This is a genomic window from Streptomyces sp. NPDC002784 (genome assembly GCF_053592135.1).
The window spans coordinates 1-21,429 of the sequence record NZ_JBSFVD010000015.1 but is presented as its reverse complement, the minus strand read 5'-3'; the positions used below and the strand labels follow the sequence as shown (position 1 = coordinate 21,429).

Here is a 21,429-nt window from a genome sequence, read left to right as displayed (position 1 = left end):
TGCAAGAAGAAAGACACTTAAGGAGACGGACCAGTGGCCGACAACGCGCGGGCGAAAAGGCTGGCGGACCTCATCCGGGAGGTGGTGGCCCAGAAGCTGCAGCGCGGGATCAAGGACCCGCGGCTCGGCTCGCACGTCACCATCACGGACACCCGGGTCACGGGTGACCTGCGGGAGGCGACCGTCTTCTACACGGTGTACGGGGACGACGAGGAGCGGGCCGCGGCGGCCGCCGGACTGGAGAGCGCCAAGGGCGTGCTCCGCAGTGCGGTCGGTGCGGCGGCGGGCGTGAAGTTCACCCCGACGCTCACCTTCGTGGCGGACGCGCTGCCCGACACCGCCCGGACCATCGAGGACCTCCTCGACCGGGCCCGCCAGTCCGACGAGAAGGTGCGCGAGGTCTCGGCCGGCGCCGCCTACGCCGGTGAGGCGGACCCGTACAAGAAGCCGGGCGAGGACGAGGACGAGGACGACACCGCCGAATGACCCAGCAGAACCGGACGCCCGACGGGCTTGTCATCGTCGACAAGCCGTCGGGCTTCACCTCGCACGACGTGGTCGCCAAGATGCGCGGGATCGCCAGGACCCGCCGCGTCGGCCACGCCGGCACCCTCGACCCCATGGCGACGGGCGTGCTCGTCCTCGGCGTCGAGAAGGCCACCAAGCTCCTCGGCCACCTCGCGCTGACCGAGAAGGAGTACCTGGGCACGATCCGGCTCGGCCAGACGACCCTGACCGACGACGCCGAGGGCGCGATCACGGGGTCGCAGGACGCCTCGAAGGTCACCCGGGACGCCGTCGACGCCGGGATCGCCAAGCTGACCGGCGACATCATGCAGGTGCCGTCCAAGGTCAGCGCCATCAAGATCAACGGCGTGCGCTCCTACAAGCGGGCGCGCGAGGGCGAGGAGTTCGAGATCCCGGCCCGTCCGGTCACCGTCTCCTCCTTCGCGGTCCACGACATCCGGGACGCCGTCGCGGAGGACGGCACCCCCGTCCTGGACCTGGTGGTGTCGGTCGTCTGCTCCTCCGGCACCTACATCCGGGCGCTCGCCCGGGACCTCGGTGCCGGTCTGGGCGTCGGCGGCCACCTCACGGCGCTGCGCCGGACGCGGGTGGGCCCGTACAAGCTGGACGGGGCGAAGACCCTGGACCAGCTCCAGCGGGAGCTGACCGTGCTGCCGCTGGCCGAGGCCGCCGCGGCCGCGTTCCCGCGCTGGGACGTGGACACCAGGCGGGCGCGGCTGCTCACCAACGGCGTCCGGCTGGAGATGCCCGAGGAGTACGCGGGCCGGGGCGCGGTCGCGGTCTTCGACGCGGAGGGCCGCTTCCTGGCGCTGGTCGAGGAGCACAAGGGCAAGGCGAAGAGCCTGGCCGTCTTCGGCTGAGGCCCCGGCTCCGCCCGCGGAGCGGCGCGCACGGGGTCTTGCGCTGCCCGCCGCTCCACGGTCCCCCTCGGTTCCCCCACCCCTAGGGTGTATCCAGCCACCCCGGTCTGTTCACCCTTCCGGGCAGGCGCTCGGAGTGAACCGAGGGAGTGCAAGGGGGCGCGTTCGGCGCGCGATCTGTGCCGCTGATCATCCCGCGCCTACCGTCGAGAACAGGCATTTCGGTACGGCGGGGAGGTGGGACCATGGCGGCAGCCGGCCCGCGGATTCCCCAGGAGTCCGGTGGGGCTCACGAGGACGCTCTGGTACGGATCCACGATCTCGCCGGCCGCCCCCGGGGCCTGGGTTTCGTGGCCGACCACCACGGCACGGTGATCACCAGCCACGAGGCCGTCGACGGCCTGCCGCGCCTGGTCCTGTGCGCGGGCGAGGAGCGCACCTGCGTCGTGCCGGCCGACGCCGTGACCGCGCTCCCCGCCCTGGACCTGGCCCTGATCCGCACCGAGGGCCTCGGCGTCCGGCCGCTCCCGGTGTCGGTGCGGGACGGTGCCGAGCCCGGCCGGTACGTCCAGATCGCGACCGGCTGCTGGCGCGCGGCACGGGTACTGGGCGCGACCCCGGTGACGTACACGGCGACGGACCGTGTCCACCACCTCGACCGTGCCCTGGAGCTGGCCATCGGCACCGCCGGCCGGGACGCCCTGCGGCTGGGCGGAGGGGCGGCCGGGGGACCGGTGCTGGACGCGGAGACCGGCACGGTGCTCGCCGTCCTGGGCACGGCCCTGAAGCGCGGTGACCGGGACTCGGGCTTCGCGGTCCCCCTCCGGCCGCCCCCGCCCGGCCCGCTGGCCGACCTGCTCACCGAGAACGCGACCACCGTCCCCGCCTACGGCGCCGACCTGAACCCGGCGGGCGTCCTGGAACTGACGGCGACCTCGGTGGGCCAGGACGGTCCGTCCGGGGACGCGGAACCGGTGGAACGGCCTTCTGTGACACGGCAGTTCGACGACTTCACCGCCCGCGCGGGAGCCTCGGTGCTGGCCCTCGTGGGCCCACCGGGCAGCGGCCGTACGACCGAACTGGCGGCCCTGGCCGGCCGCCGCCACCGGGGACCGGAACCGGCCCCCACCCTGTGGCTGCGCGGCGCCGACCTGAAGGACGACGACACCTCGGTGGCGGACGCGGCGGGCAGGGCGCTGACGAGGGCGGCCCGCATCGTCGCCGCGTCACGCGGCCTTGAACCCGGGGAACTCGGCGACCTGACCCCCGAACACCTGGCCCGCACCACCGCCCGCCCCCTCCTGCTCCTGCTGGACAGCCCCGAGGAGATGCCCCCGCTGCTCGCCCACCGCCTGCCCGAATGGACCGAGGGCACGGCACAGTGGCTGACCCGGACCGGCGCGCGGCTGGTGGTGGCCTGCCGGGAGGAGTACTGGGAGGGAGCGGGGACGCAGTTCCCGGCCGGAATGCTCTACGACGGGCGCACGGGTGAGATCCGCCGACGTCTGCCCCCGTGCGTACGGCTCACCGACCTGACCGCCGCCGAAGCCCACCAGGCCCGCACCCGCCACGGCATCCCCGACGACGCCCTCGCCCCCCGGGACGCCCGCCACCCCCTCACCCTCCGCCTGCTCGCCGAGGTCCGCTCCGCCCTCCCCGACGCCCCGCGCGCCCGCGTCGACCGGGACGACGTCTTCGCGGCCCACCTTGACCTGATGTGCCTGCGCATCGCCGTGCGCCTCGCCGCGGAGAACGGCCTGCGCGGCACCGCCGTGAAACGCCTCGCCGCCAAGGTCGCCGGCCAGGTCCACGAGGCCGCCCGCCGCAGCCTCGGCCCGGGCCAGGGCGGACTCGACCGGGAGACCTTCGAGGCGGTGTTCCCCTGGGGCCCCGCACCGGCACGGCTCGGCGGCGGCACCGGCTGGGCCTCCGCCGTACTCACCGAAGGGCTCCTCGTCCCCGCCGGCCAGGGCTACCGCTTCGCCCACGAGGAGTTCGCCGACTGGATCCAGGGCACCCACCTCGACCTGGACGAGGCCCTGCGCGCCCTGATCCACCGCCACCGCACCGCCGAACCCCACCCCCTCCCCGTCCCGCACCACCGCATCGGCCCGGTGGTCGAGGCCCTGCTGCTCCTCGCCCGCCACCACACACCCCTTCAACTCGCCCTACGAATGCAGGAGTTGACACACGCCCTGGACGCCGACCCGCAGTCCTGGTGGGCCGCCCGCCTCCTCGCCCAGACCCTGCTGCGCGTACCCGACGCCCGGCCCTACACCGACGTACTGCGCACCCTCACCGACCGGATCGTGACCTGGCGGCAGCAACAGCGGCCGGTGCCCGCCGAGTTCGGCCCGGACTTCTGGATCGCGCTGCCGCTCCCGCACGACACGCGGCTCGACCTGCTCCGGCACCTCGTCCTGGCCGACTCGAAAGCCGGCCCCCGCTACCTCGACGCCGTGGCCCGGCTCCTGGCCGCCGACGCCCCCGCCGTACAGCCGCACCTCACCCGCTGGTTCCACGACGACCGCCCGCTGCCCGCGACCCCGCACGCGACCGTCGCGAGGGCCGCGCAGGCGCTGCTGCACACGCATCGGCACGGCGCGCCGGACGATCTGATCGAGACGCTCGTCGAGGCCGGGCACCGGCGGGCCGACGAGCTGCTGGCCGTGCTCGCGGAGGAGGAACCCTCCGCGCTCTGCCGGGCCGTGGACCGGTGGGTGCGCGACGAGCGGCCCGCGCGACGGGTGGCGGCGGTGGCGTACGGACTGCGCGCGGCCCCGCACGTCCGGACCACCGCCGACCGCGAACTCCTGCGCTACGCCGCCCTCGCCCTGCTCGCCCGCCCCGACGAGTGCACCCTGCACGGCGGCGCGCTCGCCCTGCTCGTCCATGACCCCCACACCCGCGCCCGCCATCTCCCGCTCGCCCTGCGCCACTTCGCGTCCGGGGACCCGCAGGTCCCGCCGAGCGCGCTGGCCGGCGCCCTGATCACCCACCCCGAGCCGGTCCTCGACGCCTTCCGGGAGCGGCTGCGCCGACCGGACGCGGGACCGGCACTGCGCGCCCTCGCCGACGTCACCACCCCGGCGCTGGCCCGCCGGGTCGCCGCGCTCCTACGCGAGGCGGTGGAGCGGCGCCCGGAGCGTGCCGGGGACGTCGCCGCCTGCATGGACCGCCGTCTGGAGCACGGCCCGGCCGCCCGAGCCGTACTGTTCCCGCTGGTCACCGGGTTGCTGGACGGCGGGTCCGAGCAGCTGCGGGCCGCCCTCGCCGGAGTCCTGGCGGCCCCCGGGACCCCCGCCTCCCGCCCGCTGCGCCAGGATCTCCTGGAGGTCCTGCTCGCCCACGAACACGACCCCGCCGTCCTGGACGCCGTCCTGCACACGGCCGCCCAGCAGGACGGCGAGGGACTGCGCGACCTCGTGCACCGCACCGGGCTGCTGCTCGTCCGCACCCCCGACGGGGCGGCCCGCTTCGGCCGCGGTCTCGTCGACCTGGGCCGCCATGTCCCCGGCTTCGCCGCCCGGGTGGCCGGCTGGCTCACCGACGCGCCCCAGGACTGGGCGGCCGTAGTGGGCCCCAGCACCCGGCGGATGATCGAGAACCTGGCGGGTGTCCGGGTCCCCGCATGACTTCGGCCCCCCGGCACGTGCTAACCGTCACAGCCTCCATGCCGATGCGGGGCGGGAGCACGCGGCATGGCACCCTTAGACCTGCGTAGAAGGCAGTGACGGACACGGGTTCGACAAGGAGCGGTCACAGTGCAGCGCTGGCGTGGCTTGGAGGACATCCCCCAGGACTGGGGGCGCAGCGTCGTCACCATCGGGTCCTACGACGGTGTCCACCGCGGACACCAGCTGATCATCCGGCACACCGTGGAACGCGCCCGCGAACTGGGCCTGCCCGCCGTGGTCGTCACCTTCGACCCGCACCCCAAGGAGGTGCTGCGGCCGGGCACCCACCCGCCCCTGCTCGCCCCGCACCACCGGCGGGCCGAACTCATGGCGGAACTGGGCGTGGACGCGGTGCTGGTGCTGCCGTTCACCGCGGAGTTCTCCAACCTCTCCCCGGCGGACTTCATCGTGAAGGTCCTCATCGACAAGCTGCGCGCCAAGGCCGTCGTCGAGGGCCCCAACTTCCGCTTCGGCCACCGTGCGGCGGGCGATGTCGTGTATCTGGCCGAGCTGGGCAAGACGTACGACTTCGACGTCGAGATCGTCGACCTGTACGTGTCCGGTGAGGCGGGCGGCGGTCAGCCGTTCTCCTCGACCCTGACCCGGCGTCTGGTCCTGGAGGGCGACGTCGAGGGCGCCGCCGAGATCCTGGGCCGCCCGCACCGGGTCGAGGGCATCGTCGTGCGCGGCGCGCAGCGCGGACGCGAGCTGGGCGTCCCGACGGCGAACGTCGAGACGCTCCCGCACACCGCGATCCCCGCGGACGGTGTGTACGCCGGCTGGCTGCACGCCCAGGGCGAGGTGATGCCGTCGGCGATCTCCGTCGGCACGAACCCGACCTTCGACGGCACCGCGCGCACGGTCGAGGCGCATGTCATCGACCGGGTCGGCCTCGATCTGTACGGCCTGCATGTCGCCGTCGACTTCCTCGGCTTCGTGCGCGGGCAGGTCAAGTTCGACTCGCTCGACGCGCTGATCGAGCGAATGATGGAGGACATCAAGATCAGCCGCGATCTGACGGCAGCGGCGGAGACGGCGGCGCAGGCGAGGGGCTAGCCGCCGCTACGACGCCGAAGGGCGGCCGGTGCCTCGCGGGCACCGGCCGCCCTTTCGTGTGCCGTCACCGCCTACTGCGGGGGCTGCTGGGGGTAGGGGTAGGGCGGCTGCCCGGGCTGCTGCGCCGGGGGCTGACCGGGGTGGCCGGGGCCGGGGCCGGGGCCGTAGGGCTGGCCGGGCTGGCCGTGGCCGTAGGGCTGGCCGGGGATGGGCTGGCCGGGCAGGGGCGGGGCCGCCACCGGGGGCGGGTTGCCGTCGCTGGTCCACAGGCCGTGGGCCTGCTGGTGGCGGACGAAGTCCTCGGCGACCATCGAGGCGAGGTTGAAGTACGCCTCCCGCACCTTGGGCCGCATCATGTCGAGGTCGACCTCGGCACCGGCGGCGAGATGCTCGTCGAAGGGCACGACGATGACACCACGGCAGCGGGTCTCGAAGTGGCTGACGATGTCGTCGACCTTGATCATCTTGCCGGTATCGCGGACGCCGGAGATGACGGTGAGGGACCGCGAGACGAGATCGGCGTAGCCGTGCGCCGACAGCCAGTCCAGCGTCGTACTGGCGCTGCTCGCCCCGTCCACGGACGGCGTCGAGATGATGATGAGCTGGTCGGCGAGGTCCAGCACACCGCGCATGGCGCTGTAGAGCAGACCGGTACCGGAGTCGGTGAGGATGATCGGGTACTGCTTGCCCAGTACGTCGATCGCGCGCCGGTAGTCCTCGTCGTTGAACGTCGTGGAGACGGCCGGGTCGACGTCGTTGGCGATGATCTCGAGCCCGGACGGCGCCTGGGAGGTGAACCGGCGGATGTCCATGTACGAGTTGAGGTACGGGATCGCCTGCACGAGGTCACGGATGGTGGCCCCGGTCTCCCGGCGGACCCGGCGGCCGAGGGTGCCGGCGTCCGGGTTGGCGTCGATGGCGAGGATCTTGTCCTGCCGCTCGGTGGCGAGGGTGGAGCCGAGGGCGGTGGTGGTCGTGGTCTTCCCGACGCCGCCCTTGAGGCTGATGACGGCGATCCGGTAGCAGGACAGCACGGGCGTACGGATGAGCTCCAGCTTGCGCTGCCGCTCGGCCTCTTCCTTCTTCCCACCGATCTTGAACCGCCCACCGCCTGCGACGGGCCGTCCGCTCTTCGCCTTCTGCTTCTTGTTGTTGAGCAGCCGGTCGGACGACAGCTCCACGGCAGCGGTGTAACCGAGCGGCGCGGCCCCGGGGTTGGTCGGCTGCCGCTGATCATGCTGGATCGGCTGAGGCCAGGCGGCCCCGGCCCGGGGGTCGACGGGCTGCTGCGGCTGACCCTGCGGCGGCATGCCGGGCTGTGCCTGCGGGTGGCTGTGCGGGGGCATGCCGGGCTGGGCCTGGGGGTGGCCGTGTGCGGGTACGCCGGGCTGAGCCTGCGGCTGGCCCTGCTGTGGTGCGGTGGGGTGGGCCTGGGGGTGGTCCTGTGCCGGTACGGAGGGCTGAGCTTGCGGCTGGCCCTGTGGGGGCATGCCGGGCTGAGCGTGTGGCTGGCCCTGCGGGGGTACGGCGGGCTGAGCGTGGCCCTGGCCCGGTACCGGTCCCGGCTGGCCGGGCGGCTGGGGGAAGCCGTAACCGCCGGGCTGCGCGGGGGAGTTGGGAGCGGCGGGGGAGGGCTGCTGCGGAGGCTGGCCCGGCTGCGCGTGCGGGGCCGCGGGGGTGCCGGGCTGGGCGTGTGCAGCCGCCGGGACGCCGGGCTGCTCAGGCTGGGGGTGCGCGGTGGGCTGCTCAGGCTGGGCGTACGGGGCCGCCGGGGCGCCGGGGTGCGGGAAGCCGTAGCCACCCTGGGGGTTGGGCGCCGCGGTGGCGGGCGGCTGTTGCGCGGGCGCGGCGGGAGTGCCGGGCTGGGGGAAGCCGTAGCCGCCTTGCGGGTTGGGGGTGCCGGGCTGGGGGGAGCCGTAGCCGCCTTGCGGGGCGGGCGTGGGGTTGGGGGCGCTGGCCGTCGGGTGCGCGGGCGCTGCGGGGGTGCCGGGGTGCGGGAAGCCGTAGCCGCCTTGCGGGGCGGGCGTGGGGTTGGGGACGCCGGCCGTCGGGTGCGCAGGTGCTGCGGGGGTGCCGGGGAAGCCGTAGGCGCCTTGGGGGTTGGGGGTGGAGGGCTGAGCCCCGGGCTGAGGGGAGCTGTAGCCGTCCTGGGGGTTGGGCGCCGGGGCGGCGGGCGGCTGTTGCGCGGGCGCGGTCGGCGTGCCGGGGTGCGGGGCCGTGGGTTCCTGCGCGGGGGCTGACGGAGGGCCGGGGTACGGGAAGCCGTGCCCGTCCTGTGGCGTGGGCGCCGGGGAGTTGGCGGGTCCCTGCGCCGGTACGGCGGTAGTGCCGGGGTGCGGGAAGCCGTAGCCGCCCTGCGGCGCGGGGGCGCCGGGGGTCGGCGGCTGGGTCCAGGCCGCGGGTGCGGGCTGCGGGGCCTGCGGCTGGAACGGAGGCTGCTGCTGCGGCTCCGCCGGAGCCACCGGCTCCTGCTGCTGCACGGGCCACTGCGGCGCCGACGGCGGAGCCGCGGGCTGGTACGACGGCGGCAGCGGCGGCACCCCGACCGGCGGTGTCGGCGGGGGAGTCCAGGCGGCAGCCGCGGGTACGGCGTCCTGCGGTTCGGCGTCCTGGGGCTCGGCGTCGGCCTGTACGGCCTCCTGCGGCTCCGCGTCGGCCTCTGCGGCCTCTTCCTTCGGTTCCACGTCTGCGTGTGCCGCGTCTTCCGGTTCGGTGTCAGCCGGTACGACGTCCTCCGGTTCCGCGTCGGCCGGTACCGCGTCCTCCGGCTCGGCCTCGGCCTCGTCCGACGGCTCAGCCTCATCGGCTACGACGTCCTCCGGGACGGAGTCCGTCGGCTCCGGCTCGGACAACTCGGCGTCCGAGCTGTCCGGCTCCGCGTCCGCCAGTTCCGCGTCCGTGAGCTCGGTGTCCGCCAGTTCCGCCTCCTCCGGCTCGGCCGCCACCGCGTCCGTTTCGGTCGTGCCGACACCGGAGTCGTCCACGGCGTCCTCGGGCTCGACCTCCGGCTCCTGCTCCCCGGAGACGCCGTCCCCGTCCTCCGACGGCAGCCCCGCCCCGGCCTCCGCCGCGCGCTCCTCGATCTCCCGCTGCAGCGCCACCGCGGAGAACCGCATCGTGGCGCCGCTCTCCAGGTCACCCTTGCCGGAGTCGGACTCCTCGGCGGCCGGAGCCGTGGACGAAGCCTCGGAAGGCGCGGAAGCAGGCGTGCTCCACTGCGACTGGAACCCCCCGACGGGGATGCTCGGCACGGCCGTAGGAGATGCCGCATCCTCCGCGGGCGGAGTCGCGGGCGGCTCGGCCGACGTCCCCTGCGGTTCGAAACCACTCCCCACCGGCAGCTTGGGCACCGCGACCGGCCCCCCAGCCGCAGGCAGCGGCGGAGTGAAAGGGGCCCCGGGCGCGGGCCGCACAGGAGGAGCGGGCGGCGTGAAAGGCGCCCCCGGAGCAGGCGTCCCCTGCGGAACAGGCGGCGTCAGCCCCGGCAGCGAGGAAGGCAGCGCGGTGGGAGAGGGAGTGAAGGTCGGCCGAGCAGCGGAACCACCGTCACCGGCAGGACCACCTTCACCCGCCGCCGAAGAGTCCGATGCCGAGCCCCCCGACGCCGAACCAGAGGACCCCGTAGCACCAGAGGACCCCGTAGCGCCAGAGGCACTCGACGCCCCCGACGCCCCCGACCCGCTCTCGTCCCGCCCCGCCCCGGCGGAGCCACTCGCGTTCTGGGTGTACCAGGCAGGCGGCGCGTAGTCGATGGTGAACTCACCCGTGACCTCGTTCGCCGACTCCGCGTCGGGCTGGTCATCGCCGGGTGTGGCCCAGCCCCCGCGGATCCCGTCCCGATCGCTGCTCACAGTTCCTCCTGGTGTGGTCGAGCACCCCCATGCCGTGCCGGGGAGACCCTTGCTCGTCGTCCGAAGTCGTTCGAGGTCGTCCGTTTCGGTCGGCTCTCCCCCTGGGCCACCGACGCCCGGTCCACGGGTTCTGGCATCGCGCCCGGTCCCAGCCTAATCACCACAGCCATCACCCCGGCAGGCCCGTCCACCCCCGAGCAGCCGCCCACTGCGTCACAGCCTGCCCCGAAGTGCCGTACACAGCCGACCTATTGGTGAACAAACCGGACAGCACTCGTGAACAATCCGGAATGAAAGCGAAGCAAGCGACCAATTCACCCCGCGCAACCACCCCGCCGTACAAGGGAATTGGCGGCCGCGGGGAGCCACGAACCCGCACCCCCACGACCGCCTGAGAACCACCTGAGAACCACCTGACGACCGCCTGACGACCGCCTGTCGACCCGACGACCGCCCGTCGATCACTCCCCGTCAGAACCGCCGCTCCCCGGCGCCGGCTCCAGGTCGAACTCCCCGTCCCGCGCGCCCAGCACGAACGCCCGCCACTCGGCCTCCGTATAACGCAGCACCGTCTCCGGCTCCAGCGACGACCGCATCGCCACCGCCCCGCCGGGCAGCTGCGCGATCTCCACCCGCTCCTCGTGCGCCTCCGTGCCCGGCGCGCTCTGCCACTCCACGCCCGAGATGTCGAGGGCGTACAGCTCGTCGCGCTCCCGCTCCTTGCGCGCCTTGATCTCCGCTTCCGTCTCCGCCATGCCCAGCGACCCCTTCCAGACTTCCGGCGTACGGGTCCTTACGACGTACGCTTGATCGGCGCTCACCCTAGTGGGCCATTCCTCGCGATCAGGGCGGTTCAGGGACCCGTGCAAGGGCGCCCACCTCTGGCTGGTACCCTGAGTGACGGCCGTTTGTGTACGCACCCCCGGAGCGCTCGCTCTGGAGGCCGCGCCCAGCGGATCCCCGCCTCCCGAGTAACGGAAGCTCCCCCGAGACATAGACCGGGGGCACTCGGTGGCCACTCAGAGACTACGAGGAGTACGCGTGCCGCTCGACGCCGCTACGAAGAAGCAGATCATCAGCGAGTTCGGTCAGAAGGAGGGCGACACCGGCTCCCCCGAGGTCCAGGTCGCCATGCTCTCGCGCCGGATCTCGGACCTGACCGAGCACCTCAAGACCCACAAGCACGACCACCACTCCCGTCGTGGTCTGCTGATCCTGGTCGGTCAGCGTCGCCGCCTTCTCCAGTACCTGGCGAAGAAGGACATCCAGCGCTTCCGTGCGCTGGTCGACCGCCTCGGCATCCGCCGCGGTGCGGCGGGCGCCAAGTAAGACGCCGTGAAGGGGGCGGTTCCCGAAACGATCGGGGGCCGCTCCCTTTGCCGTACGTACGGAAACGTGCGGAGTGTCACACCCGCTTTGTAGTGTGGTAGCACAACGCAGTGGCACGAGGAGAAGTGCACCTCGCCGCCGCCGGTCCTCGGTAGTGGCCCCCGGGCAATGCGAACCCGGGTGCTTCGATCGAAGACCGGCCCGCAGAGCGCTTCTCCGCCCCCGTCCCCCCGCCACACGGGCGGATCGGGACAAAAGACGAAAAGTAATGGAGAAATTGCTAGTGGAGAACGAGACCCACTACGCCGAGGCCGTCATCGACAATGGCGCCTTCGGCACCCGCACCATCCGCTTCGAGACGGGCCGCCTGGCCAAGCAGGCCGCCGGTTCCGCCGTGGCGTACCTGGACGACGACACCATGGTGCTGTCGGCCACCACCGCCTCCAAGAACCCCAAGGACCAGCTCGACTTCTTCCCGCTGACGGTGGACGTCGAGGAGCGGATGTACGCCGCCGGCAAGATCCCCGGCAGCTTCTTCCGCCGTGAGGGCCGCCCCTCCGAGGACGCCATCCTCACCTGCCGGCTGATCGACCGCCCGCTGCGCCCGTCCTTCAAGAAGGGCCTGCGCAACGAGATCCAGGTCGTCGCCACGATCATGGCGCTCAACCCCGACCACCTGTACGACGTCGTGGCGATCAACGCCGCCTCCGCGTCCACCCAGCTGGCCGGTCTGCCCTTCTCCGGCCCGATCGGCGGCGTCCGCGTCGCGCTGATCCGCGGCCAGTGGGTGGCGTTCCCGACGCACACCGAGCTCGAGGACGCCGTCTTCGACATGGTCGTCGCGGGCCGCACCCTGGAGGACGGCGACGTCGCGATCATGATGGTCGAGGCCGAGGCCACGGAGAAGACCATCAAGCTGGTCGAGGTCGGCGCCGAGGCGCCGACTGAGGAGGTCGTCGCCGCCGGTCTGGACGCCGCGAAGCCCTTCATCAAGGTGCTCTGCAGGGCCCAGGCCGACCTCGCCGCCAAGGCCGCCAAGCCGACCGGCGAGTTCCCGGTCTTCCTGGACTACCAGGACGACGTCCTCGAGGCGCTCACCGCCGCCGTCAAGCCGGAGCTCGCCTCCGCGCTGACCATCGCCGGCAAGCAGGAGCGCGAGGCCGAGCTGGACCGCGTCAAGGCGCTCGCCGCCGAGAAGCTCCTGCCGGAGTTCGAGGGCCGCGAGAAGGAGATCTCCGCCGCGTACCGCTCGCTGACCAAGACCCTGGTCCGGGAGCGCGTCATCAAGGAGAAGAAGCGCATGGACGGCCGCGGTGTCACCGACATCCGCACCCTGGCCGCCGAGGTCGAGGCCATCCCGCGCGTGCACGGCTCCGCGGTCTTCGAGCGTGGCGAGACCCAGATCCTGGGCGTCACCACCCTCAACATGCTCCGCATGGAGCAGCAGCTGGACACCCTCTCCCCGGTGACCCGCAAGCGCTACATGCACAACTACAACTTCCCGCCGTACTCCACCGGCGAGACCGGCCGCGTCGGCTCCCCGAAGCGCCGCGAGATCGGCCACGGCGCCCTCGCCGAGCGCGCCCTCGTGCCGGTCCTGCCGACGCGCGAGGAGTTCCCCTACGCGATCCGCCAGGTCTCCGAGGCGCTGAGCTCCAACGGCTCGACGTCCATGGGCTCGGTCTGCGCCTCCACCATGTCGCTGCTGAACGCCGGTGTGCCGCTGAAGGCCCCCGTCGCCGGTATCGCCATGGGCCTGATCTCCCAGGAGATCGAGGGCGAGACGCACTACGTCACCCTCACCGACATCCTCGGTGCGGAGGACGCCTTCGGCGACATGGACTTCAAGGTCGCCGGCACCAAGGAGTTCGTGACCGCCCTCCAGCTCGACACCAAGCTGGACGGCATCCCGGCCTCCGTCCTGGCCGCGGCCCTCAAGCAGGCCCGCGACGCCCGCCTCCACATCCTCGACGTGATGATGGAAGCGATCGACACGCCGGACGAGATGTCCCCGAACGCCCCGCGGATCATCACCGTGAAGATCCCCGTGGACAAGATCGGTGAGGTCATCGGCCCCAAGGGCAAGATGATCAACCAGATCCAGGAGGACACCGGCGCCGAGATCACGATCGAGGACGACGGCACCATCTACATCGGTGCCCAGGTCGGCTCGCAGGCCGAGGCCGCCCGCGCCACGATCAACTCGATCGCCAACCCGACCATGCCGGAGGTCGGCGAGCGCTACCTGGGCACGGTCGTGAAGACGACCACCTTCGGCGCGTTCGTCTCGCTGCTCCCGGGCAAGGACGGCCTGCTGCACATCTCGCAGATCCGCAAGCTCGCCGGCGGCAAGCGCGTGGAGAACGTCGAGGACGTGCTCGCCGTGGGCTCCAAGGTCCAGGTCGAGATCGCCGAGATCGACTCCCGCGGCAAGCTCTCCCTCATCCCGGTGATCGAGGGCGAAGAGGCTTCCGAGGACACGAAGGACGACACCGACAAGTGACGTCGAGCACCTCCAGGACGACGGCCCGCACCTCCACGGAGGCGCGGGCCGTCGCCCGTACCCAAACGCTCATCAAGGGCGAGAACGGCATCGGCACGGTCCGTAAGACCACCCTCCCGGGCGGCCTGCGCATCGTCACCGAGACCCTGCCCTCGGTCCGCTCCGCGACCTTCGGCATCTGGGCGCACGTCGGCTCCCGCGACGAGACCCCGGCCCTGAACGGCGCCACGCACTACCTGGAGCACCTGCTCTTCAAGGGCACCCGGCGCCGCTCCGCCCTGGACATCTCCTCCGCCCTCGACGCCGTCGGCGGCGAGATGAACGCGTTCACGGCGAAGGAGTACACGTGCTACTACGCGCGTGTCCTCGACACCGACCTGCCGCTCGCCATCGACGTCGTCTGCGACATGCTCACGGGCTCGCTGATCCTGGAGGAGGACGTCAACGTCGAGCGCGGCGCGATCCTCGAGGAGATCGCGATGACCGAGGACGACCCGGGCGACTGCGTGCACGACCTGTTCGCGCACACGATGTTCGGCGACAACCCCCTCGGCCGCCCGGTCCTCGGCACGGTCGACACGGTCAACGCCCTCACCGCCGACCGCATCCGCCGCTTCTACAAGAAGCACTACGACCCGACCCACCTGGTCGTGGCCGCCGCGGGCAACATCGACCACAACAAGGTCGTACGGCAGGTCCGGGCCGCCTTCGAGAAGGCCGGCGCCCTGACGAACCTCGACGCCACGCCGATCGCCCCGCGCGGCGGCAGGCGCGCGCTGCGCACCGCGGGCCGCGTCGAGCTGATCGGCCGCAAGACCGAGCAGGCGCACGTCGTCCTGGGCATGCCGGGGCTCGCCCGCACCGACGAGCGCCGCTGGGCCCTGGGCGTGCTGAACACGGCCCTGGGCGGCGGGATGTCGTCCCGGCTCTTCCAGGAGGTCCGGGAGAAGCGCGGCCTGGCGTACAGCGTGTACTCGTACACCTCCGGCTTCGCCGACTGCGGCCTGTTCGGCGTCTACGCCGGCTGCCGGCCCTCGCAGGTGCACGACGTGCTGAAGATCTGCCGCGACGAACTCGACCATGTCGCCGAGCACGGCCTGTCCGACGACGAGATCGGCCGCGCCATCGGCCAGCTCCGGGGCTCCACCGTCCTCGGCCTGGAGGACACCGGCGCGCTGATGAACCGTATCGGCAAGAGCGAGCTGTGCTGGGGCGACCAGATGTCCGTGGACGACATGCTGGCCCGGATAGCCTCGGTCACCCCGGACGACGTCCGCTCGGTGGCCCGGGACGTCCTGGGACAGCGGCCCTCCCTGTCGGTCATCGGCCCGCTGAAGGACAAACAGGCGTCCCGTCTGCACGAAGCGGTCGCGTAAGCCTCTCCCGAAGGAAGCAAGAAGATGAGCAAGCTGCGAGTGGCGGTCCTCGGTGCCAAGGGCCGGATCGGTTCCGAGGCGGTCCGGGCCGTCGAGGCGGCCGACGACATGGAGCTGGTCGCCGCCCTGAGCCGGGGCGACACACTGGACACCCTGGCCGGGACCGGCGCCCAGGTCGCCGTCGAACTGACCACGCCGGACTCGGTGATGGACAACCTCGACTACTGCGTGCGCCACGGCATCCACGCGGTCGTCGGTACGACGGGCTGGACCGACGAGCGCCTCGCGCAGCTGAAGGGCTGGCTGGCCGAGTCCCCGGAGACGGGCGTGCTCATCGCGCCCAACTTCTCCATCGGGGCCGTCCTGACCATGAAGTTCGCGCAGATCGCCGCGCCCTGGTTCGAGTCGGTCGAGGTCGTCGAGCTGCACCACCCCAAGAAGGTGGACGCGCCCAGCGGCACCGCCACCCGCACCGCCCAGCTCATCGCCGAGGCCCGCGCCAAGGCCGGCTCGGCCCCCGCACCGGACGCCACGACCACCGCCCTGGACGGTGCGCGGGGCGCCAGCGTGGACGGGATCCCGGTCCACGCGATCCGGCTGCGTGGCCTGCTGGCCCACCAGGAGGTCCTGCTGGGCGGCGAGGGCGAGACCCTCACCGTCCGCCATGACTCCCTGCACCACAGCAGCTTCATGCCGGGCATCCTGCTCGGCGCCCGCCGCGTGGTGGCCACCCCCGGCCTCACCGTCGGCCTGGAAAACTTCCTGGACCTGGGCTGACCGACTCATGCGCGCGAAGATCTCCTACGCCGTCACGGCCGCCGTCCTGGTCGTCTACTTCGTCCTGGTCGGCAGCCGGGGCCTGATGCTCATCCAGGCCGGCACCCTGCTCACCGTCGCCTTCGGTGTCGCGGTGCTGATCCTGCCGCTGATCGGCCTGTGGTTCCTGTGGAAGAACACCGAGTTCGTCCGCAAGGCCAATAAGCTCGCCGCCGAACTCGACGCGGAGGGCGGCCTGCCCGTCGACGAGCTGAAGCGCACCCCCAGCGGGCGCATCGACCGTGACTCGGCCGACGAGGTCTTCGCCCGCCGCAAGGCCGAGACGGAGGACGCCCCGGACGACTGGCGCAGCTGGTTCCGCCTCGCCATCGCCTACCACGACGCCCGCGACACCCCCCGCGCAAGAAAGGCGATGCAGCGAGCCATCACACTCCGAGAAACAGCCCGCTGAAGCCAGCCCCCATAGGGGCGCGGGGAACGGCGCGACCAGCCCCCACCGGCCCGCAGACGGTCACGGCGCCCCAGGCGTCGATGGTGTCCGCGGCGGGGCCGAACGATCGCCCTGACAAGCGCGCCCCAAAGGGGCGCGGGGAACTGCGCGACCAGCCCCCACAGACCCGCGGATTGTCACGGCACCCCTAGCGGCGCGCCTCCGCACCCCAGGCCTCGATCGTGTCCGCAGCCCGGTCGAACGCCTCCGGCCGTGCCAGGAAGTCCGCGTTGTGCGTGGTCAGCAGCGGCGGCAGATCGTCCGCGCCCCGATCGGCGCGTACGAGGACCAGGGCCTGCCCCTGCAGAGTGCGCGGAAGCCCGAGCCAGCGCACCGGCCGCTGCACCGTGCGCACCGCGACGACCTGCTCCCAGGGCGTCGTACGCGTGACGAAGAACGCGACATGGCGCAGCCCCTGGGCACTCACCCACACGCCCATGCGCAGCAGCCGCAGCGCGACGGCGATCGCGGCCACGGCGACGCCGAAGACCACGCCGGCCTCGGCCGGTGTGCCGGTCAGCGCGATGATCACCGCCGCGAACAGCACGTAGGAGGCGAGCAGCAGCAAAAGCGCGGCCGCGCCCACCCGCCACGGGCCCGGGCGGTAGGGGCGTCGCCAGCGGTCACGGTCGTCGAAGGGCAGCGCGACATCGTCGGCTGTTTCGAAGGCTCGGTCGGCCGTCAGGAAGGGCAGGGGCACGGCTGGTCCTCACTCAATCCATGCTGGGCTGTGCCCGGTGAGGCTATCGACCTGTGTCCCGGCTCACCACCCTTGGGGGTCCGGATGGGTCGGTACCGGCCTCAGCGCCCGTCGGACGCCTGCGTCTGCTGCGTCTGCTGCGACGGCTGGTCGGCGGAGAGCGCCGGCATCCCGAGGACGAGCGAGCCCGCCAGCGCGGACACGATGGTGAGCCCGAGGAGCCAGCGCCCGGCTATCTCCCCGGCGGTGGCCCGCGCGCGGGGCGGGGGAGCGACATTGCTGCGGAACCGGTCCGATTCGGCAAGGAAGGCGAAGGGTACGGGCTCGCGCCGATGGAACATCGGAGGTCCTGCTCCTCTCGGGAGTCGAACGAATCACTGTCACCAACACAGACGAGCGGGTACCGGGAGAAGTGCCGGTCAACCGGGAAAAACTTCGCGCCTCGCCGCTGAGTAGAGTGGGCGCCGCCCGAGTGAAGTGATGGAAGGACCCTCCGCGTCGTGACCGACACCCCCGCCGACGACCTCAAGCCCAGCTTCCGCAGCGACGTCACCGTCGAGCTGGTCAAGCACAGCGCGGCCGACTCCGACGTGCTGTGGGCCGCCCGCGTCTCCACCGCCGGCGAGCAGTCCCTGGACGAGCTGAAGAAGGACCCCGAGCGCTCCAAGGGCCTCATCAACTACCTGATGCGGGACCGGCACGGCAGCCCCTTCGAGCACAACTCGATGACCTTCTTCATCAGCGCACCGATCTTCGTCTTCCGCGAGTTCATGCGGCACCGCGTCGGCTGGTCGTACAACGAGGAATCGGGCCGGTACCGGGAGCTCCAGCCGGTCTTCTACGTCCCCGCCGAGTCCCGCAAGCTCGTCCAGGAGGGCCGCCCGGGCAAGTACGTCTTCGTGGAGGGCACCCAGGCCCAGCAGGAGCTGGTCGGCCGCTCGATGGAGGACTCCTACCGCCGGTCGTACGAGGCGTACCAGGAGATGCTCGCCGCCGGCGTCGCCCGCGAGGTCGCCCGCGCGGTCCTCCCCGTCGGCCTGTTCTCCTCCATGTACGCCACCTGCAACGCGCGCTCGCTGATGCACTTCCTCGGCCTGCGCACCCAGCACGAGCTGGCCAAGGTCCCCTCCTTCCCGCAGCGGGAGATCGAGATGGTCGGCGAGAAGATGGAGGCGGAGTGGGCCAAGCTCATGCCGCTCACCTACGCCGCCTTCAATGCGAACGGACGTGTGGCGCCGTAGCGCATCCGAGTTCCCGGTCGGGCACAGATGTACGGGTCAGCCTCACGATGTGTCCGGATTGCGGCATTTAGCGAAGTTCATCTAGCCTGATCAAACGGACCCGGCACTGCTTGAACCCCCGAGCAGGCAGTGCCGGGCTCCTTCTTTGTCAGGACTTTTCCCGCACCCCTAGGGCAGACCGCGCCTTGAGCAACGAGTAGCGTGTAACCCATGGCTCCGACCTCCACTCCGCAGACCCCCTTCGGGCGGGTCCTCACCGCTATGGTCACGCCCTTCACGGCGGACGGCGCACTCGACCTCGACGGCGCGCAGCGGCTCGCCTCGCACCTGGTGGACGCAGGCAACGACGGCCTGATCATCAACGGCACCACAGGCGAGTCCCCCACCACCAGCGACGCGGAGAAAGCGGATCTCGTACGAGCCGTACTGGAGGCGGTGGGCGACCGCGCCCACGTCGTGGCCGGAGTCGGCACCAACGACACCCACCACAGCATGGAGCTCGCCCGCCAGGCCGAGAAGACCGGCGCCCACGGCCTGCTGATCGTCACGCCGTACTACAACAAGCCCCCGCAGGAGGGCCTGTACCGGCACTTCCGGACCATCGCCGACGCCACCGAGCTGCCGGTCATGCTCTACGACATCCCCGGCCGCAGTGGCGTCCCGATCAGCACCGAGACACTCGTCCGGCTCGCCGAGCACCCCCGGATCGTCGCCAACAAGGACGCCAAGGGCGACCTCGGCCGCGCCAGCTGGGCCATCGCCCGCTCCGGCCTCGCCTGGTACTCGGGCGACGACATGCTGAACCTGCCGCTCCTCTCCGTGGGCGCGGTCGGCTTCGTCTCCGTCGTCGGCCATGTCGTCACCCCGGAGCTGCGCGCCCTCGTCGACGCGTACACCAGCGGTGACGTCCAGAAGGCGACCGAGATCCACCAGAAGCTGCTGCCCGTCTACACGGGCATGTTCCGCACCCAGGGCGTCATGACCACCAAGGCCGCGCTCACCCTCCAGGGCCTGCCCGCCGGACCGCTGCGCGCCCCGATGGTCGAATGCTCGCCCGAGGAGATCGAACAGCTCAAGATCGATCTTGCCGCGGGCGGGGTAGAGCTCTAGCACGAGACTTCGCGCGGCCCGACCGCGCGCACCGACTTCACAACTGAATAGGCAGGCCACCGGTGCCTGCACCACAACGACAACTGCTTCTGCACGAACGTCATGCGCGCCACGTGCCCTACCGGTACGTGGCGCGCGTGGTTGAGGAGAGTCTTTTGAGTCATCCGCATCCTGAACTCAGCCCGCCCCCGCCGCTCCCCGAAGGCGGCCTGCGGGTCACCCCGCTCGGCGGCCTCGGCGAAATCGGCCGGAACATGACGGTCTTCGAATACGGCGGCCGCCTGCTGATCGTCGACTGCGGAGTGCTCTTCCCCGAGGAGGAGCAGCCCGGAATCGACCTGATCCTGCCGGACTTCTCGTCCATCAGGGACCGCCTCGACGACATCGAGGGCATCGTCCTCACCCACGGCCACGAGGACCACATCGGCGGCGTCCCCTTCCTGCTCCGCGAGAAGCCGGACATCCCGCTGATCGGCTCCAAGCTGACCCTCGCGCTCATCGAGGCCAAGCTCCAGGAGCACCGCATCCGCCCGTACACCCTTGAGGTGGCGGAGGGGAACCGCGAGCGCATCGGCCCCTTCGACTGCGAGTTCGTCGCCGTCAACCACTCCATCCCCGACGCCCTGGCCGTCGCCATCCGCACCCCCGCGGGCATGGTGGTCCACACGGGCGACTTCAAGATGGACCAGCTCCCGCTGGACAGCCGGCTCACCGACCTGCACGCGTTCGCACGCCTGAGCGAAGAGGGCATCGACCTTCTCCTCAGCGACTCGACGAACGCCGAGGTCCCGGGGTTCGTTCCGCCGGAGCGCGAGATCTCCAACGTCCTGCGCCAGGTCTTCGCCGGGGCCCGCAAGCGGATCATCGTGGCCAGCTTCGCCAGCCACGTCCACCGCATCCAGCAGATCCTGGACGCCGCTCACGAATACGGCCGCCGGGTCGCCTTCGTCGGCCGCTCGATGGTCCGCAACATGGGCATCGCCCGCGACCTGGGCTATCTGAAGGTCCCGCCGGGCCTGGTGGTGGACGTCAAGACGCTGGACGACCTGCCCGAGAGCGAGATCGTGCTGGTCTGCACGGGTTCCCAGGGCGAACCGATGGCCGCCCTGTCCCGCATGGCCAACCGCGACCACCAGATCCGCATCGTCGACGGCGACACGGTGATCCTGGCGTCGTCGCTGATCCCCGGTAACGAGAACGCGGTCTACCGCGTCATCAACGGTCTGACCCGCTGGGGCGCCAACGTCGTCCACAAGGGCAACGCCAAGGTGCACGTCTCGGGCCACGCGTCCGCGGGCGAGCTCCTGTACTTCTACAACATCTGCCGTCCGCGGAACCTGATGCCGGTCCACGGCGAATGGCGCCACCTGCGCGCCAACGCCGAGCTGGGCGCCATGACCGGCGTCCCGCACGACCGCATCGTCATCGCCGAGGACGGCGTGGCCGTCGACCTCATCGAGGGCAGGGCCAAGATCTCCGGCAAGGTCCAGGCGGGTTACGTCTACGTCGACGGCCTCTCCGTCGGCGATGTGGGCGAGCCGGCGCTGAAGGACCGCAAGATCCTCGGCGACGAGGGCATCATCTCGGTCTTCGTGGTCGTGGACTCGTCCACCGGCAAGATCACGGGCGGCCCGCACATCCAGGCCCGCGGCTCCGGCATCGAGGACTCCGCCTTCGGCGATGTCATCCCGAGGATCACGGAGGTGCTGGAGCGGTCGGCTCAGGACGGCGTCGTGGAGCCCCACCAGCTCCAGCAGCTGATCCGCCGCACCCTGGGCAAGTGGGTCTCCGACACCTATCGCCGCAGGCCGATGATCCTCCCTGTCGTGGTGGAGGTCTGACGGACCGTCGGCTCTCTGACGCGTGAACCTGGAGCGGGGGGGGGGGGGGGTGGTGGCGGGGGGGCGCCCCCCGCCGGTGAATGGGACGCC

16 protein-coding genes and 1 pseudogene are annotated in these 21,429 nt (G+C 71.8%); 12 read left to right on the top strand and 5 right to left on the bottom strand.

What is annotated here, in order from left to right:
* The first annotated feature begins 33 nt into the window (after nt 1–33).
* The 4 genes from rbfA (at nt 34) to ACWD1Z_RS24055 (ending at nt 6,121) form a co-directional block, all read left to right on the top strand.
* Nucleotides 34–486: a 30S ribosome-binding factor RbfA gene (gene rbfA / locus ACWD1Z_RS24070; protein WP_389414673.1), complete on the top strand. Its 453-nt coding sequence runs from the start codon at nt 34–36 to the stop codon at nt 484–486.
* Nucleotides 483–1,388, top strand: coding sequence for a tRNA pseudouridine(55) synthase TruB (gene truB, locus ACWD1Z_RS24065; RefSeq protein ID WP_451121661.1), 906 nt, complete (start codon nt 483–485; stop codon nt 1,386–1,388). Before rbfA ends, truB begins: the two co-directional genes overlap by 4 nt.
* 245 nt (nt 1,389–1,633) lie before the next feature.
* Nucleotides 1,634–5,023, top strand: coding sequence for a trypsin-like peptidase domain-containing protein (locus tag ACWD1Z_RS24060; protein WP_451121659.1), 3,390 nt, complete (start codon nt 1,634–1,636; stop codon nt 5,021–5,023).
* 129 nt (nt 5,024–5,152) lie between these two features.
* Nucleotides 5,153–6,121, top strand: a complete 969-nt coding sequence (locus tag ACWD1Z_RS24055) for a bifunctional riboflavin kinase/FAD synthetase (protein WP_451121657.1) — start codon at nt 5,153–5,155, stop codon at nt 6,119–6,121.
* Nucleotides 6,122–6,192: 71 nt separating this feature from the next.
* Here ACWD1Z_RS24055 and ACWD1Z_RS24050 read toward each other — a convergent pair whose 3' ends face one another.
* The 3 genes and pseudogenes from ACWD1Z_RS24050 to ACWD1Z_RS24040 form a co-directional block, all read right to left on the bottom strand.
* Complete coding sequence (locus tag ACWD1Z_RS24050) at nt 6,193–9,372, bottom strand: AAA family ATPase (protein WP_451121789.1); 3,180 nt, start codon at nt 9,370–9,372, stop codon at nt 6,193–6,195.
* 471 nt (nt 9,373–9,843) lie between these two features.
* A pseudogene (locus tag ACWD1Z_RS24045) lies at nt 9,844–9,972 on the bottom strand (SCO5717 family growth-regulating ATPase); the annotation flags it as partial.
* A 461-nt stretch (nt 9,973–10,433) separates the two neighbouring features.
* The gene (locus ACWD1Z_RS24040; RefSeq protein ID WP_451121655.1) at nt 10,434–10,727 is read right to left on the bottom strand and encodes a DUF397 domain-containing protein; all 294 of its coding nucleotides are present in this window, start codon (nt 10,725–10,727) and stop codon (nt 10,434–10,436) included.
* A 286-nt stretch (nt 10,728–11,013) separates the two neighbouring features.
* Here ACWD1Z_RS24040 and rpsO point away from each other — a divergent pair, with 286 nt between their 5' ends.
* From rpsO to ACWD1Z_RS24015, 5 genes are all read left to right on the top strand, one after another.
* Nucleotides 11,014–11,301 carry a 30S ribosomal protein S15 gene (gene rpsO / locus ACWD1Z_RS24035; protein WP_015657483.1) on the top strand — a complete coding sequence of 96 codons (288 nt, stop codon included), beginning with the start codon at nt 11,014–11,016 and terminating at the stop codon, nt 11,299–11,301.
* Nucleotides 11,302–11,584: 283 nt separating this feature from the next.
* Nucleotides 11,585–13,804 (top strand): polyribonucleotide nucleotidyltransferase, encoded by a 2,220-nt coding sequence (locus tag ACWD1Z_RS24030; RefSeq protein WP_451121653.1) that lies wholly within the window; start codon nt 11,585–11,587, stop codon nt 13,802–13,804.
* Nucleotides 13,801–15,180, top strand: coding sequence for a M16 family metallopeptidase (locus ACWD1Z_RS24025; protein WP_451121651.1), 1,380 nt, complete (start codon nt 13,801–13,803; stop codon nt 15,178–15,180). The genes ACWD1Z_RS24030 and ACWD1Z_RS24025 overlap by 4 nt, the downstream gene beginning before the upstream one ends.
* Nucleotides 15,181–15,204: 24 nt before the next feature.
* On the top strand, nt 15,205–15,957 hold the full coding sequence (gene dapB, locus ACWD1Z_RS24020) for a 4-hydroxy-tetrahydrodipicolinate reductase (RefSeq protein WP_451121649.1): 753 nt from the start codon (nt 15,205–15,207) through the stop codon (nt 15,955–15,957).
* 7 nt (nt 15,958–15,964) lie between these two features.
* Nucleotides 15,965–16,408, top strand: coding sequence for a hypothetical protein (locus ACWD1Z_RS24015; RefSeq protein WP_451121647.1), 444 nt, complete (start codon nt 15,965–15,967; stop codon nt 16,406–16,408).
* Between the two features lie 187 nt (nt 16,409–16,595).
* Here ACWD1Z_RS24015 and ACWD1Z_RS24010 read toward each other — a convergent pair whose 3' ends face one another.
* Nucleotides 16,596–17,147: a PH domain-containing protein gene (locus ACWD1Z_RS24010; protein WP_451121645.1), complete on the bottom strand. Its 552-nt coding sequence runs from the start codon at nt 17,145–17,147 to the stop codon at nt 16,596–16,598.
* A 101-nt stretch (nt 17,148–17,248) separates the two neighbouring features.
* Complete coding sequence (locus ACWD1Z_RS24005) at nt 17,249–17,488, bottom strand: hypothetical protein (protein WP_451121643.1); 240 nt, start codon at nt 17,486–17,488, stop codon at nt 17,249–17,251.
* 159 nt (nt 17,489–17,647) lie between these two features.
* Here ACWD1Z_RS24005 and thyX point away from each other — a divergent pair, with 159 nt between their 5' ends.
* From thyX to ACWD1Z_RS23990, 3 genes are all read left to right on the top strand, one after another.
* Nucleotides 17,648–18,388 (top strand): FAD-dependent thymidylate synthase, encoded by a 741-nt coding sequence (thyX, locus tag ACWD1Z_RS24000; protein ID WP_451121641.1) that lies wholly within the window; start codon nt 17,648–17,650, stop codon nt 18,386–18,388.
* A gap of 210 nt (nt 18,389–18,598) precedes the next feature.
* The gene (gene dapA / locus ACWD1Z_RS23995; protein WP_451121639.1) at nt 18,599–19,498 is read left to right on the top strand and encodes a 4-hydroxy-tetrahydrodipicolinate synthase; all 900 of its coding nucleotides are present in this window, start codon (nt 18,599–18,601) and stop codon (nt 19,496–19,498) included.
* Between the two features lie 155 nt (nt 19,499–19,653).
* On the top strand, nt 19,654–21,339 hold the full coding sequence (locus tag ACWD1Z_RS23990) for a ribonuclease J (protein ID WP_451121637.1): 1,686 nt from the start codon (nt 19,654–19,656) through the stop codon (nt 21,337–21,339).
* Nucleotides 21,340–21,429 lie beyond the last annotated feature (90 nt).